Source organism: Nocardioides sp. (assembly GCF_044226305.1).
Lineage (GTDB): Bacteria > Actinomycetota > Actinomycetes > Propionibacteriales > Nocardioidaceae > Nocardioides.
In genome coordinates this window covers 87,655-101,828 of record NZ_JBGAHF010000012.1, presented here as the reverse complement: position 1 = coordinate 101,828, position 14,174 = coordinate 87,655, and the positions used below count along the sequence as shown (strand labels likewise).

General features: G+C 72.4%; 14 protein-coding genes. 3 read left to right on the top strand and 11 right to left on the bottom strand.

Going from position 1 to position 14,174, the window contains the following annotated elements:
- Position 1: 1 nt before the first annotated feature.
- From ACILQ5_RS14050 to ACILQ5_RS14025, 6 genes are all read right to left on the bottom strand, one after another.
- Positions 2-1,366 carry a DEAD/DEAH box helicase gene (locus ACILQ5_RS14050; protein WP_395658636.1) on the bottom strand — a complete coding sequence of 455 codons (1,365 nt, stop codon included), beginning with the start codon at positions 1,364-1,366 and terminating at the stop codon, positions 2-4.
- A 147-nt stretch (positions 1,367-1,513) separates the two neighbouring features.
- Positions 1,514-1,708, bottom strand: coding sequence for a CsbD family protein (locus tag ACILQ5_RS14045; protein ID WP_395658635.1), 195 nt, complete (start codon positions 1,706-1,708; stop codon positions 1,514-1,516).
- A 25-nt stretch (positions 1,709-1,733) separates the two neighbouring features.
- Positions 1,734-3,197, bottom strand: coding sequence for a flavin-containing monooxygenase (locus ACILQ5_RS14040; protein WP_395658634.1), 1,464 nt, complete (start codon positions 3,195-3,197; stop codon positions 1,734-1,736).
- Positions 3,198-3,237: 40 nt separating this feature from the next.
- On the bottom strand, positions 3,238-3,756 hold the full coding sequence (locus ACILQ5_RS14035) for a hypothetical protein (RefSeq protein WP_395658633.1): 519 nt from the start codon (positions 3,754-3,756) through the stop codon (positions 3,238-3,240).
- Complete coding sequence (locus tag ACILQ5_RS14030) at positions 3,753-4,487, bottom strand: glutamine amidotransferase (protein WP_395658632.1); 735 nt, start codon at positions 4,485-4,487, stop codon at positions 3,753-3,755. The genes ACILQ5_RS14035 and ACILQ5_RS14030 overlap by 4 nt, the downstream gene beginning before the upstream one ends.
- 7 nt (positions 4,488-4,494) lie before the next feature.
- Positions 4,495-5,652, bottom strand: coding sequence for a CaiB/BaiF CoA transferase family protein (locus ACILQ5_RS14025; protein ID WP_395658631.1), 1,158 nt, complete (start codon positions 5,650-5,652; stop codon positions 4,495-4,497).
- A 308-nt stretch (positions 5,653-5,960) separates the two neighbouring features.
- On the opposite strand from ACILQ5_RS14025, the gene ACILQ5_RS14020 reads away from it, so the two are divergent.
- Positions 5,961-6,812, top strand: coding sequence for a hypothetical protein (locus ACILQ5_RS14020; protein WP_395658630.1), 852 nt, complete (start codon positions 5,961-5,963; stop codon positions 6,810-6,812).
- Positions 6,813-6,938: 126 nt separating this feature from the next.
- Here the strand turns inward: ACILQ5_RS14020 and ACILQ5_RS14015 are convergent, their stop codons facing one another.
- The 3 genes from ACILQ5_RS14015 to ACILQ5_RS14005 are packed head-to-tail and all read right to left on the bottom strand — an operon-like array spanning position 6,939 to position 9,416.
- On the bottom strand, positions 6,939-7,670 hold the full coding sequence (locus ACILQ5_RS14015) for an amino acid ABC transporter ATP-binding protein (protein WP_395658629.1): 732 nt from the start codon (positions 7,668-7,670) through the stop codon (positions 6,939-6,941).
- Positions 7,667-8,530: an amino acid ABC transporter permease gene (locus ACILQ5_RS14010; protein ID WP_395658628.1), complete on the bottom strand. Its 864-nt coding sequence runs from the start codon at positions 8,528-8,530 to the stop codon at positions 7,667-7,669. Before ACILQ5_RS14010 ends, ACILQ5_RS14015 begins: the two co-directional genes overlap by 4 nt.
- 7 nt (positions 8,531-8,537) lie before the next feature.
- Entirely contained in the window at positions 8,538-9,416 is an 879-nt protein-coding gene (locus tag ACILQ5_RS14005; RefSeq protein WP_395658627.1) for an ABC transporter substrate-binding protein, read from the bottom strand.
- Positions 9,417-9,489: 73 nt separating this feature from the next.
- On the opposite strand from ACILQ5_RS14005, the gene ACILQ5_RS14000 reads away from it, so the two are divergent.
- Positions 9,490-10,620, top strand: coding sequence for a MalY/PatB family protein (locus tag ACILQ5_RS14000; RefSeq protein WP_395658626.1), 1,131 nt, complete (start codon positions 9,490-9,492; stop codon positions 10,618-10,620).
- 10 nt (positions 10,621-10,630) lie between these two features.
- On the top strand, positions 10,631-11,941 hold the full coding sequence (locus tag ACILQ5_RS13995; protein WP_395658625.1) for a UDP-glucose dehydrogenase family protein: 1,311 nt from the start codon (positions 10,631-10,633) through the stop codon (positions 11,939-11,941).
- On the opposite strand, the gene ACILQ5_RS13990 is transcribed toward ACILQ5_RS13995, so the two are convergent.
- Together ACILQ5_RS13990 and ACILQ5_RS13985 are read right to left on the bottom strand one after the other, a co-directional pair.
- The gene (locus ACILQ5_RS13990; protein ID WP_395658624.1) at positions 11,938-13,191 is read right to left on the bottom strand and encodes a hypothetical protein; all 1,254 of its coding nucleotides are present in this window, start codon (positions 13,189-13,191) and stop codon (positions 11,938-11,940) included. The two genes, ACILQ5_RS13995 and ACILQ5_RS13990, sit on opposite strands and share 4 nt — an antisense overlap.
- A 55-nt stretch (positions 13,192-13,246) precedes the next feature.
- Positions 13,247-14,170: a hypothetical protein gene (locus ACILQ5_RS13985; RefSeq protein WP_395658623.1), complete on the bottom strand. Its 924-nt coding sequence runs from the start codon at positions 14,168-14,170 to the stop codon at positions 13,247-13,249.
- Positions 14,171-14,174: the final 4 nt, after the last annotated feature.

The following is a 14,174-nucleotide window of genomic DNA, read 5'->3' as shown; positions in this document are numbered from 1 at the left end:
CTCACCCCCTTCGGGTCGAGGTGTCTCCAGTTCGCCGGTTGCTCACACCTCGGCGGCGGCGCGGGCGGGACCGCCCACCGCCGGGGCCGGGCTGGCGCGCGGCGCCGGACTGCGAGCGGCCGGCGCCGGACTTCGGGCGACCGCCCGAGGCCGGTACGTCGAGCACGAGGCCGCCGGCGACGAGCACCCGCTCGCCGGGGGCGAGCTGCACGAGCACCGGGTGGTCGGGGCCCGAGACGCGGGTGGTCGTCGGCTTGATGCCCGCGGCGCGGGTCAGCTGGCGCACGTCGCGCACCTGCTCGTCGGTCATCAGCGTGATGACCGTGCCCTTGGCGCCGGCGCGCGCCGTACGCCCGGAGCGGTGCAGGTAGGCCTTGTGCTCGACCGGCGGGTCGGCGTGGACGACCAGCGCCACGTCGTCGACGTGGATCCCGCGGGCCGCGATGTCGGTGGCCACCAGGGTCGTCGCGCGACCGCTGTGGAACGCCTCCATGTTGCGCGTGCGGGCGCCCTGGCTGAGGTTGCCGTGCAGCTCGACGGTCGGGACACCCCGGCTGTTGAGCTGACGGGTCAGGGCCTTGGCACCGTGCTTGGTGCGCGTGAAGACGACGGTGCGGCCGGGCGCGCTGGTGAGGTCGACGAGGACGCCGACCCGGTGCTCCCGGGTCACGTGCAGGACGTGGTGGTCCATCGTCTCGACCGGCGACTGCGCCGAGTCGGCCTGGTGGGTGACCGGGTCGCGGAGGAACCGCTTCACGATCACGTCGATCGCCTTGTCCAGCGTGGCGGAGAACAGCAGCCGCTGGCTCTCGCGCGGGGTGCGGTCGAGCAGCCGGCGGACCGAGGGCAGGAAGCCGAGGTCGGCCATGTGGTCGGCCTCGTCCAGCACGGTGACCTGGACGGCGCCGAGGTCGCAGTGACCCTGGCCGATCAGGTCCTCGAGGCGGCCGGGGCAGGCGAGCACCACGTCGGCGCCGCGGCGCAGGCCCTGGACCTGCGGGTTCTGGCCCACACCGCCGAAGACGGTCTGGGTGGTGAGGCCGGCGGCAGCGGCCAGCGGCCGCAGCGCCTCCTCGATCTGCCCGACCAGCTCCCGGGTCGGGGCGAGGATCAGGGCACGGGGGCGCTTGGGCTGCGCGCGCCGGCCGTCGGCGACGAGCCGGGCGACGAGCGGGAGCAGGAAGGCGTAGGTCTTGCCGGAGCCGGTGCGGCCCCGGCCCAGGACGTCGCGGCCGGCGAGCGAGTCGGGCAGCGTGGCGGCCTGGATGGGGGTGGGGGTGACGATGCCGCGGTCCGCGAGGACGGCGACGAGATCTGCGGGGACGCCGAGGTCGGCGAAGGTCGCAGGGATGACTGCAGAAGACACGGAGGAATCACTCACTGTTGGCGTGTCTCGCCAGGTGGATCCCGAGAGGGGGCGCTGCGACGGATCCGGAGCGCATGAGCCCGAGGCAAGACGGAACGGGCTGGTCACCACCCTACGTGGCGCCGGCCCGTCCGCCCCAATCGCGGTCTACGGGGTGAGGCCGTCCTTGACGTCCTTGGCGGCGTCCTTGACGTCCTCACCGGCGTTCTTGACCTTGCCCTTGGCCTGGTCGCTCCGACCCTCGGCCTCGAGGTCGCGGTTGCCGCTCGCGGCACCGGCCGTCTCCTTGCCGCGGCCCTTGAGCTCCTCGGCCTTGTTCTCTGCCTTGTCCTTGAGTCCCATGCACCCTCAGTGACCCGGAACGGGCTCAGCGAAACGTCAGGACCCCGTCGTCGATCGGGTCGTGGTTGATCGACCGCAGGTCGGTGAGGTAGTTCTGCCGCAGCTTCCACGGCTCGCGGTCGCCCTGGCGGGGCAGCTCGTCGAGGGCCCGCAGGATGTAGCCGGAGCTGAAGTCGATCAGCCGCTCCTCGCCGACCGAGGGGTCGCGGGGCGCCACCACCCGGCGTACGCCGTTCTCGTCCATGTAGGTGAGCAGCCGGCAGACGAAGTCCGCGACCAGGTCGGCCTTGAGGGTCCACGAGGCGTTGGTGTAGCCGATCGTGAAGACGAAGTTCGGCACGTCGCTGAGCATCAGCGCCTTGTAGGTCATCGTGTCGTGCATCTTGATCTCGGCGCCGTCGACGGTGAGCTCCAGGCCACCCATCGCCTTGAGCGTCAGGCCGGTCGCCGTCACGATCACGTCGGCCTCGAGCTCCTGGCCCGAGCGCAGCAGGATGCCGCGCTCGGTGAACCGCTCGATCTGGTCGGTGACGACCGAGGCGGCCCCGCGACGCATCGCCTTGAACAGGTCGCCGTCCGGCACGAAGCAGACCCGCTGGTCCCAGGGGTTGTACGCCGGCTTGAAGTGCCGGTCGACGTCGACGTCGGGCGGCAGCTGCTTGAGCGCCGCCTTGCGGATCAGGCTCTTGACCATCTCGGGGCGGCGGCGTGAGAGCTGGAAGAACGCGATCGAGGACAAGATCGCCTTCCAGCGCACGATCGGGTAGCGCACCTTCGCCGGCAGCCAGTGCAGCCGCTTCGACACCGGGTCGGTGCCGGGCAGGGAGAGGACGTACGTCGGCGAGCGCTGCAGCATCGTGACGTGCCCTGCCCCGGCGTCGGCCATCGCCGGCACCAGCGTGATGGCCGTGGCACCGGAGCCGATGATCACGACCTTCTTCCCCGTGTAGTCGAGGTCCTCGGGCCAGTGCTGCGGGTGCACGACCTCGCCGCGGAAGTCCTCCTGGCCGGCGAACTGCGGCGCGAAGCCCTGGTCGTAGTCGTAGTAGCCGCCGCACGCCCACAGCAGGTCGGTCGTGAGGGTCAGCAGCTCGCCGTCGTGCTCGACCTCGACCGTCCACACTCCGGCCTCGGAGTCCCAGCTCGCGCGGCGGACCCGGTGCCGGTAGCGGATCAGCCGGTCGACGCCGTACTCCTCGGCGACAGTGCGGAGGTACGCCAGGATCGAGGAGCCGTCGGCGAGCGCGACGTCGCCGTCCCAGTGCCGCCACTTGAACCCGAAGGTGAACATGTCCGAGTCCGACCGGATGCCCGGGTAGCGGAACAGGTCCCAGGTGCCGCCGCTGGCCTCGCGGGCCTCGAGCACGGCGACGCTGCGCTCGGGGTGCTCGGTGCGCAGGCGGCAGGCGGCGCCGATGCCGGAGAGGCCCGCGCCGAGGACGAGGACGTCGACGTGCTCCGGGGTCGGTGAGGGGGTCGGCTCGCTCATGGCGGGCAGCCTACTTCTCTTGTTGACAGATATTCAATACTCAGTCGCTCGGCGTGAGGTCCACGGTGACCAGGACGTGCCGGGTGGCGATGCGGTTCGTCCCGTGCGCGGGGCTGGTCGAGTTGACCGCGGGCGCCACCGCGTAGGTGCGACCGCCCTCGAGGTCGGCGAGGAGGTAGCGCACCGTCGTCGGCGTGCTGGAGGCGGCGCCGGGGAGCGCGTGGCTGTCCGGGACCGCGTCGGCCCGGTCGAGGTCCAGCCCGGTCTCGTAGGGCCCGGGACCGCGGGTGCGGTAGTCGAAGGAGACGGTGACCACGGCGTCGTAGGTGCCGTCGGGCACGGCGACGCGCAGGGGGCGGACGACGCCGATCCCGCCGCTGTCGCCCTCGTAGGTCGCCGAGGGGCCGGCCGCCCAGGCCCGGTGGGCGCTCTGCACCGGCTGCGGCTCCTGCGGTGCGCGGGCCCGGAGCGCGACCGCTCCGGCCGCGGTGGCCGCGACGCCGAGCACCAGGGCGAGGACGAGGACCAGGAGGGCGGGCCGGCGGCGTACCGAGATCATGGACGACGGTAGCGCTCGGCGAACGCCGCGAGCAGCCGCGGCGGCTCGTCGACGACGCTGCGGCGGGCCATCGCCTGGAGCCCGTCCGCCTCGCCGGGCTCGAAGTAGCCGTGGTCGCGGTAGGTGTCGATGCGCAGGCAGATGCCCTCGACGTCGAGCTCGGGGTGGAACTGCGTGGCGTAGACGTTCGCGCCCATCCGGAAGGCCTGGACCGGGCAGGCGGCGCTGCTCGCGAGCACGACCGCACCGGCCGGCAGCCGCGTGACCGCCTCCTTGTGGCCGAGGAACGCGTCGAACTCCCGCGGCAGGACGCCGAGGAGCGGGTCGGCGGCGCCGGCGTCGTTGAGGGTGATGCGGGTCGCCGAGATGGGTTCGCCGTAGGTGCGGTCGACGAGGCCGCCGCGCAGCCCGCCGAGGACGCCGACGCCGTAGCAGGCGCCGAGGAACGGGAAGTCCGCCGCGAGGACCCGCTCGGCGAGGTCGCGGAGCTCGACCTCGACCCGGCGCTGGACGGCGGACTTGGTGTCCTCGGGGTCGCTGAAGTTGAACGGCCCGCCGCCGAGGACGATGCCGGACCAGTCGCCGAGGTCGACCGGGCCGAGCCCGGCCGCCTCAAGCCGGTGCCGGCGCACGTCGCGCTCGTCGAGGCCCGAGCAGGCCAGCACCGCGTCGTACTCGTTGTCGGCCGCCGCGTCCTCGGCACGGGTGCCGAGGAAGAGGAACGGCTTCATTGTGGGCTCACGCCTGGACGGCGGCGCCGGACCCGATCAGCTCGTCCACGTCGGCGATCCCCCAGGCGGTGAGCGCCTCGCGGGTGCTGTCGCCGGCGCTCTCGGCGGCCCGGCCGATGGTCGCCCCGGTGCGCGAGAAGCGGGGGGCGGGCGCCGGCTGGAGGTGGCCGTCGTGCTGGACGAGGGTGCCGCGGGCCTTCAGGTGCGGGTGCTCGGCCGCCTCGCTGAGCGGGATGATGCCGGCCACGCAGGCGTCGGTGCCCTCGAAGACGGCGACCCACTCGGCCTGCGTGCGCTGCGCGAACGTCGTGGTGATGAGCGCGCGCAGGGCCTCGGCCTGCGCGGCGTCGTACCGGTCCGGCGCGGTGTCGGCAATGCCGAGCAGGCGCAGGAACTCGTCGTAGAACTGCGGCTCCAGCGCGCCGACCGACATGTGCCGGCCGTCGGAGGTCTCGTAGATGTCGTAGTAGGGCACCCCGCCGTCGAGCAGGTTGGCGGCGCGCTCCTCGTGGTAGCCGCCGGAGGCGAGGAACGCCGCGGTCATCGTGTTGAGGTGGGCGGTGCCGTCGACGATCGCGGCGTCGACGACCTGGCCCCGGCCGCTGAGCCGGGCCTCGAGCAGGGCGGCGAGGATCCCGATGACGAGGTACGTCGACCCGCCGCCGAAGTCGCCGACGAGGTTGGCCGGGAAGTGCGGTCGGCTCTTGTCCTGGCCGAGCCCGAAGAGGGTGCCGGTGATCGCGATGTAGTTCATGTCGTGGCCGGCCGACTGGGCGAACGGTCCGTCCTGTCCCCAGCCGGTCATCCGGCCGTAGACCAGGCGCGGGTTGCGCGCGAGGCAGTCGTCCGGGCCGAGGCCGAGCCGCTCGGTCACGCCCGGCCGCATCCCCTCGACCAGGACGTCGGCGCCCTCGACGAGCTCGAGCACGGTCTCGACCGCGCGCGGGTGCTTGAGGTCGAGCGCGACGCTCGGTCGGCCCCGGTTGAGCAGCATGTGCGACCCACCGCCCGCCAGCGCCTGCCCGCCGGGCCGCTCGACCCGGATCACGTCGGCCCCCAGGTCGGCCAGGATCATGCACGCGTGCGGACCCGGGCCGATGCCCGCGATCTCGACGACCTTCACGCCCCGCAGCGGCCCGGTCCCCTGGCCGAGTTCGATGCTCATGCCCGGCATCATGACAGAGCCGCTGTCACGGTCGCGGGGTGTCCTGGTGGGCGGTGGGTTGGCGCGGTAGGGGCCGGGCGGCGGTGGCTGGTCCACCTTCCTGGGGCGCAAGCCGGTGGATCACGCACCGCCGGTCAGGCGGTCATCCACAGCCGGGCGCGAGCAGGTGGCGCGCCGTCGAGGCGTGTCGTGGACTCGACGGCGTGCGACCGATCCCCGACGACCTGGCTCGACGGCCGTTCAGTCGCGCCCAGGCACGAGCCGTCGGACTGACTGACCGTCAGCTCGACGGACGTCGGTTCGTCCGCGTGTTCCCTCGGGTCTACCGGTCGGCGGAGCACGAGATGTCGGACGACGACTGGGTCGCCGCTGCCCGTCTTGCCGTTCCACCCAGCGCCCACCTGACGGGCATCACCAGGATCCAGCAGCTCGGCCTCGGCTACGGCCCGCGCCGCCCCATCCGGTTCGTCGTGGAGTCCGATCTCCACCTGGCTCTGGACGGGATCTTCCTGCACCGGACGAAGCGGCTCGCCCCCACCGACGCCGTCGGCGTCACGGTGCCAGCGGCGTTCATCGCCTACTGCGCACGGGCCCGGGTGGTCGACGCCATCAAGGTCGGCGACTGGCTGCTGCACCACGGCCACATGAACTGCGACGACGTCCGAGGCCTCGCTCTGTCGGCGCTGTGGCGTGACGGCGCGCCCGAGGCCGTGTGGATACTCGACCACCTCGACGGGCGGTCGCGGTCACTCAAGGAGAGCGAGGTGCGCGCCGTACTCGGGTTCGCCGGCCTTCCGAGGGCCGAGACCAACGTCGCAGTCGACGTACGCGAGGACCTCGAGGTCATCGGCGACCTCGTCTACCGGGATCACGGGTTGGTCGTCGAGTACGAGGGATCCCACCACCAGGAGGACCGCGACCAGTACTCCCAGGACCTCGACCGCTACGCCCTCCTTCGCGGTGCGAACGTGCCCTACGTGCAGGTGACGAAGGAGAAGCTCGCGCGGCCGAAGACCTTGGTGGGTGAGGTCTACCGAGCTCTTCTGGCGCTGGGGTACTCAGGGCCGCCGCCGGCCTTCGGCGAGCAGTGGCGGCAGCTCTTCCTGTCCGTCACCGTGGCCGTGGGTCCGCGCCGGGACCGGCCTCCCGCCCAGCGGTGAACCATCCACCGAAACCACCCACCAGAACGTGGACCACCCACCGCCGGACAGCAGCAGCCCAAGCCGGCGGTGCACCATCCACCGAAACCACCCACCAGAACGTGGACCACCCACCGCCGGACGGCGTCAGAGCACCCGCCGCAGGAACTGCCGGGTCCGCTCCTCGCGCGGCTCGGTGAAGATCTGCGAGGGCGGACCCTGCTCGAGGATGCAGCCCTGGTCGAGGAAGCAGACGGTCGTCGCCACGTCGCGGGCGAAGTCCATCTCGTGGGTCGCGAGGATCATCGTCGTGCCGGCCTCGGCCTCGGCGCGCACGATCGAGAGCACGTCGCCGACGAGCTCGGGGTCGAGCGCCGCGGTGATCTCGTCGAGGAGCAGCAGCGTCGGCGAGGTGCAGAGCGCGCGGACGAGCGCGGCCCGCTGCTGCTGGCCACCCGACAGCCGGTCGGGGTTCTTGAGGGCCTGGTCGAGCAGTCCGAAGCGCTCGAGCAGCTCGCGCGCCCGGGCCTCCGCGTCGGGACGCCGTACGCCGTGCACCAGTCGTGGCGCCAGCGTGCAGTTCTCCAGCACCGTGAGGTGGGGGAAGAGGTTGTAGGCCTGGAAGACCATCCCGATCCGCGACCTCACCTCGCGCGGGTCGACCCGAGGGTCGGAGATCTCCCGGCCCTCGAAGGTGATGACCCCGTCGTCGATGCCCTCGAGCAGGTTGAGGCAGCGCAGCAGCGTGGACTTGCCGGACCCGGACGACCCGATCAGGCAGACCACGTCGTGGGGCTGGACGGTCAGCGAGACGTCGTCGAGCACGACCTTGTCGCCGTAGGACTTGCGCAGCCCGGAGACCTCGACCAGGGCGCTCATCGGGCTCCTTGCCTCTCGCGCTCCATCGCCCGGTGCTGCAAGTGGTCGGTGAACCGGGCGAGCGGGACGGTCAGGACGATGAAGAAGCCGGCGACGACGGTGTAGGCCGTGAAGTTGAAGTGGTAGTTGCTGTAGTCCTGCGCGGCGAACATCGCGTCGAAGACTCCGATGACGCCGACGAGCGCGGTGTCCTTCTGCAGGCTCACGAAGTCGTTGAGCAGGGGCGGGACGACGCGGCGGATCCCCTGCGGCACCACCACGTGCCGCATCGTCTGGAGCCGACTGAGGCCGAGGGCGTCGGCGCTGGCGATCTGCGAGGGGTGGATGGACTCGATGCCGGCCCGCATCACCTCGGCGACGTAGGCACCGTAGGAGAGGACGAGGGCGACGAGCCCCCAGAAGAACAGGGACGTCGGCACGCCTTGGAGCCCGAGCGCCGGCATGCCGAAGCCCAGCATGAAGACCAGCAGGATCGTGGGGATCCCACGGAACAGGTCGGTGTAGACGACCGCGACGATCCGGAGCGGCAGCAACAGCGGCGTGCGCGTCTGCCGGACCAGCGCGATCGCCAACGCCAGCGCCAGGATGAAGACCTCGGCGATCAGGAACATCTTGACGTTGTAGGTCCAGAAGGCGTGCCAGACGTCGGGGAAGACCGCGCGGGCGTCGCTGACGTTGAAGAAGTACTCCTTGACCGTCGCCCACCCCGGAGACGTGACGACCACGACCCCGAGCACCCCGAAGAACACGACGGTGGCGACCGTCGAGACGAGGAGCGCACGCCGACCCAGGCGGCGGCGGACGTCCTGCCGCTCCCGCTCCCGGGCGCTCGGCTGCCAGCCTCCGCTCGACTCGCTCACCGAGGCGTCACTGGAGGACGGGGACGTTCACGGTCTGGCTGAGCCACTTCTGCTCGATCTCGTCGAGGGTGCCGTCGGACTTCATGGTCGCGAGCGCCTCGTTCACGCAGGCGACCAGCGGGTTGCCCTTCTCGAAGAGCATCCCGAACTCCTCCGGGGACCCGCTCTGCTGCTGGAACTGGCCCACGATCGTCGCCTGGGGGATCTCGACGGCGGTGATGTAGAACGCCGTCGGCAGGTCCGCGACGATCCCGTCGACCTGGCCGTTGAGCAGCGCCTGCTTGGCGGCGTTCGTGCTCTGGAAGACCAGCGGGTCCTCCGAGGGCTGGATGTCCTCGCGGATCGCGGTCAGCGAGGTCGTCCCGGTCTGGGCCCCCAGCTTGTAGTCCTTCAGGTCGTCGACGCTCGTCGCACCGGCGACCGGGCTGTCCTTGAGGGCGATCACGGCCTGCGACGCGGTGTAGTAGCCGTCGGAGAAGTCGACCTTCTGGGCCCGGTCGGGCGTGATCGAGATCTGGTTGATGTCGAAGTCGAAGTCCTTGGGGCCCGGTGCGTAGGACTTGTTGAACGGCACGACCGTCCACTTCACCTGGTCCTGGCTGAACCCGAGCTGGTCGGCGACGGCGTACGCGACGGCGGACTCGTAGCCCTTGCCGTTGGTCGGGTCGTCGTTCGAGAACCACGGGTCGTACGCCGGGGAGTCGGTGCCGACGGTCAGCTGGCCGGCGGTCTTCACCGGCAGCGAGTCGGTGTCGCACTGCCCCGCGCTCGGGCTCGCGGACGACCCGGAGTCGGTCGCGGACGAGTCGTCCGACGCGGGCGCGCAGGCCACGGCGGCGAGAAGCAGGGGCGCAACGGCAACAGCCAGGGATCCACGCAGACGCATGAGGAAATCGTAGGGCTTCGGGCGCTTCCACGACGCGTTCCGTCGTTTTCTGGACGCACGGTTGAATGGGCGGGTGCTCCGCGACCTCACCGACGACCAGGCCCGCACCGCGCTCCCCCTCAAGTGGGGCGACGTCGAACCGGGGGTGCTGCCTGCCTGGGTGGCCGAGATGGACCTGCGGCTGGCCGAGCCGGTCGAGGAGGCGTTGGTGCGGGCGGTCCGGCTCGGCGCCGGCTACCCGGCCCACGGGGACGGCGGCCTGGGCGCGGCCTTCGCCGGCTTCGCCGACCGGCACTGGGGCTGGCGACTGCCCGACGACGCCTGCGTCCCGACCGGCTCGGTGATGGGCGGCATCCGGCTCGCGCTGGAGGCGCTCTGCCCGCCGGGACCCGTCGTGGTGCCGCAGCCGTGCTACCCCCCGTTCCGCGACGTCGTGGCGGTCGTCGGGCGCGAGCTCGTCACGGTCGACCTCGACCCGGACGCCGACGTCGCGACCCTCGACCTGGAGGGCGTCGAGCGGGCGTTCGCCGCCGGCGCTCGCACCTACCTGCTCTGCAACCCGCACAACCCGCTCGGCCGGGTCTGGACCGGCGCCGAGCTCGAGGCGCTCGCCGCGCTCGCGCGGCGGTACGACGTCCGCGTGGTCGCCGACGAGATCCATGCCCCGCTGACGCTGCCGGGGGCCACGTTCACGCCGTACCTCACCGTCGACGAGACCGCGGCCGTCGTCACCAGCGCGTCGAAGTCGTTCAACATGCCGGCCGTGCACGGGGCACAGCTGGTCCTGCTGGACGAGGCCGAGCGGGAGCGGGCCCGGGCCCTGCCGGTGCCGGCGCAGAACGCCTGGTCGGCGCTGGGGATCGCCGCCGGTGTGGCCGCGTGGCGCGACGGGGACGCCTGGCTCGCCGCGCTGGTCGAGCGGCTCGACGACAACCGCCGGCTGCTCGCGGACACCCTCGCCGCCGAGCTCCCGGCGGCGCGGATGCGGCCCCTCGAGGCGACGTACCTCGCCTGGGTCGACCTGCGGGCCTACGACGACGACCCCGCCGCGACCGCGCTGCTCCACGGGCTGCGGGTCAGCCCGGGAGGCGACTACCAGCCCGGCCTGCCGGGCCACGTGCGTGTGAACCTGGCCACGAGCCCGGCTCGTTTGAGGGAAATCCTTCAACGTCTCGTTACCGGGCTGAGGAGGTCCGCCTCCTAGAGTGGCGCCCGTGAAGGTCACCGTCATCGGATGTGGGTACCTCGGCGCCACCCACGCCGCCAGCATGGCCGAGCTCGGCTACGACGTCCTGGGCGTCGAGATCGACTCCGGCAAGCGCGAGTCGCTCGCGTCCGGCAAGGTCCCCTTCTACGAGCCCGGGCTCGAGGACCTGCTGGCCACCCACGTCGCCTCCGGCAAGCTCCGGTTCACCGACTCCTTCGAGGAGGCCGGCGCGTTCGGCGAGATCCACTTCGTCTGCGTGGGCACCCCGCAGCGCCACGACGGGCTGGGTGCCGACGTCCGGTACGTCGACGCCGCGGTCGAGTCGCTCGCTCCCCACCTCGGTGAGGGCGCGCTGGTCGTCGGCAAGTCGACCGTCCCGGTGGGCACCGCCGAGCGGCTGGCGGCTCGCATCGCGGAGCTCGCGCCCGGGGTCGACGCCGAGCTGGCCTGGAACCCCGAGTTCCTCCGCGAGGGCTTCGCGGTCGAGGACACGCTGCGCCCCGACCGGCTGGTCTTCGGGGTCGCGTCCGACCGCTCCGAGAAGGTGCTCCGGGACTTCTACGCGCCGATCCTGGCCACCGAGACGCCCGTCGTGGTCACCGACTTCGCGACCGCCGAGCTGGTGAAGGTCTCCGCGAACGCCTTCCTGGCCACCAAGATCTCCTTCATCAACGCGGTCGCCGAGGTCTGCGAGGCCGCCGGCGGCGACGTCGTCGACCTCGCCGACGCGATCGGCCACGACGACCGGATCGGGCGCAAGTTCCTCAACGCCGGGATCGGGTTCGGCGGCGGCTGCCTGCCCAAGGACATCCGGGCGTTCCTCAGCCGGGCCGGTGAGCTCGGCGTCGAGGACACCATGTCGTTCCTGCGCCAGGTCGACGACATCAACCTGCGCCAGCGCAGCCGGGTCGTGCAGATCGCGACCACGATGCTCGGGGGCAGCGTCGCGCGCTCGCGGATCGCGGTGTGGGGTGCGGCCTTCAAGCCGGAGAGCGACGACGTGCGCGACTCCCCCGCCCTCTCGATCGCCGGCCAGCTGCACCTCCGCGGCGCCCTCGTCTCGGTCTACGACCCCAAGGCCAACGACACGGCCCGGGCGATGTTCCCGACCCTCGACTACGCCGAGTCGGCGCTGCTGGCCGCGCGCGACGCCGACCTGCTGCTGCACCTGACGGAGTGGCCGGAGTTCCGCCTGGTCGACCTCGGCGTCCTCGGCGAGACGGTGCGCAACAAGCTGGTCATCGACGGCCGCAACAAGCTCGACGCCCAGGCCTGGCGGGACGCGGGCTGGACGGTCCGCGGCCTCGGCCGGCCCTAGATCTCCATCAGCCGCGACGGCGTGAGCCCGGGCCAGGTGCGCTGCACCCGGGAGGGGTCGAGCAGGTAGTCCATGTCGACCTCCCAGGTGTGGCCGGACTCGTTGCGGCGCAGGACGTAGCCCAGCCCGTGGGTGCGGTAGATCGCGCCGCCGGCGGCGGTGACGGCCGCGAGCAGCTGCGCGTCGACGTACTTGCGCACCGAGCGGAAGCCGCCGACCTCGCGCAGCACCGAGCGGTCGACGAGCAGGGTGCCGCCGGCGACGAAGCTCGCGTAGACCTCGGTGCGGTGGCCGCGCTTGACGGTGAGGTCGCGGGGCGCGAGGTAGTGGAACTCGGCCGGCATGCCGGTGAGCTGCGCGCCGCTGTAGGCCCGCGCGCGCAGGAGGTCCGCCACGACGTCGGGGGCGTACCAGTCGTCGTCGTCCATCTTGAGCAGCACGTCGCCGTCCGCGGCCGCGGCGGCCGCCTGGAGGACGTCGCCGAAGAGCGTCTCGGCCGGGGCCGGTACGACGTGCACGTCGACGCCCACGGCGTCGCGGACCCGGGCGGGGTCGACGTCGAAGCCGTGCGGCGCGAGGACCAGCTGGAGGGACGCGACGCCCCGCTGCCGGGCGACCTGCGCCAGCGCGAAGTCCAGCTGCTCGGGTCGGCGGGTGGCGAGCAGCACCGACACCGGCCGCTGCCAGTCGACCGATCCGTGCTCGTCGAGCGCGGCCCGGCGCAGCTCCAGGCTGTGCTCCTCGCGGGTGAGCGGGTCGTCGAGGTCGACCTCGCCGAACCCCGCGCCGACCAGCGGCACCCCCGCCATCGCCAGCCCGGCGACCGCGTCCGGGTCGGCGTCGGCGCCGACGCGCACCCCCTGGGCGTCCCGGAGCCCGGTGACCAGCGCCGCGGTCGGCGGGCCGGGTGGCAGGTCGACCACGCCCCGCTCCCAGTCGGTCCGGAAGCCGATCGGGTTGAGCACCCGCACGTCGAGGCCGGGGCGCGCGGCGACGACCGCCGGCCACACCGCCTGCCGCCCGACCTCGGCGACCACGTCGGCGACCGGTGCCGGCCGGGCGAAGCGGGCGACCAGCACGAACCCGTCGCCGTCGCGGCGCGAGCGGAGCGAGGTCAGCCGCGGCCACTCCGGCCGGGGCACCAGCGACAGCGCGCCGCGCGCGGCCTCGAGGTGCACGGCCACGACCGACGCGCGGGCGTCGCCCGCCCCGTCGTAGGACCGCAGCGCCACCAGGTCGGGGCACCGCACCTCGAACCGACCCGCCTTCGCCGGTGACGGCGCCGGCGACGGCTCAGACGACGGCTCAGACATCGAGCCGGCCGCGGCGGCGCACCAGCGGTCGCGGCGCGTGCGGCAGCCAGGTGCGGGTGATGTGGTCGACGACGTGGACCCCCGGCGGCGCCTCGATCCGGTGCAACCCCTCGACCTCCTCGCCCCGGCCCTCGACCAGGGCGCTGTAGACCTCCCACTCGCGGCGCTTGCGGGGTGCGCGGGTGGAGTCCTCGAAGGCGGTGTGGCTCCAGTGCGCGAACTCGTCGGCGTCCAGCCACTTCAGCTCCACGCACAGGCCCTCGGGCATGATCAGCCGCTCGGCCGTGCTCGGGAACTCCCGCACCTCCCACTCGAAGGCCTTCACGAAGGTGTAGTCCGGGCCCATCGGGTAGATCCAGGGCTCCAGGAACCGGAAGCCGAGGTCGATCCACGCCACCGACTCGCTCTCGATCGAGACCGGGTGCCGCGGCACCAGCACGACGGCGTCGGAGCCCTCGAGCTGCCACGACAGGTCGGCCAGCGCGGCGACGCCCTCGCGGGTCAGCACCATGTCGCCGTCCCACTTCATCGAGTACGACGTGCGCACCTGCGAGAACGACCAGTTGTAGAAGTGCGTGAGCGAGTGCACCGAGTCCGGCGGCGTGTGCAGGTGCTCCTGCCCCGCGCGGCTGACCCGGAACGGGTAGGAGAGCAAAGTGAACCGCGCGCCGGCGCCGCACTCGTCGGCGACCTTCCGGGCGACCTCGGGCGTCCCGTCGTCGGAGCCGTTGTCGACGAGCACGACGTGCTGCACGGCCTCGAACATGGGTGGCAGCACCCAGGGCAGGTTGCGCGCCTCGTTCTTGACCCGGAACACGCAGGTCAGACCGGACGGCAGCGGCCCGTCCCGCCAGGGCCAGGTGACGTCGTACTCGTGCTCGCCCTCGCGGTTGGCGATGTCGGGCGCTGCGGGCACGGGG

Excerpts from the sequence above, each read along its gene's own strand:
- ACILQ5_RS14045 (WP_395658635.1), bottom strand. The coding sequence starts at position 1,708 with ATGGGACTCAAGGACAAGGCAGAGAACAAGGCCGAGGAGCTCAAGGGC.
- ACILQ5_RS14040 (WP_395658634.1), bottom strand. The coding sequence starts at position 3,197 with ATGAGCGAGCCGACCCCCTCACCGACCCCGGAGCACGTCGACGTCCTC.
- ACILQ5_RS14035 (WP_395658633.1), bottom strand. The coding sequence starts at position 3,756 with ATGATCTCGGTACGCCGCCGGCCCGCCCTCCTGGTCCTCGTCCTCGCC.
- ACILQ5_RS14030 (WP_395658632.1), bottom strand. The coding sequence starts at position 4,487 with ATGAAGCCGTTCCTCTTCCTCGGCACCCGTGCCGAGGACGCGGCGGCC.
- ACILQ5_RS14025 (WP_395658631.1), bottom strand. The coding sequence starts at position 5,652 with ATGAGCATCGAACTCGGCCAGGGGACCGGGCCGCTGCGGGGCGTGAAG.
- ACILQ5_RS14015 (WP_395658629.1), bottom strand. The coding sequence starts at position 7,670 with ATGAGCGCCCTGGTCGAGGTCTCCGGGCTGCGCAAGTCCTACGGCGAC.
- ACILQ5_RS14005 (WP_395658627.1), bottom strand. The coding sequence starts at position 9,416 with ATGCGTCTGCGTGGATCCCTGGCTGTTGCCGTTGCGCCCCTGCTTCTC.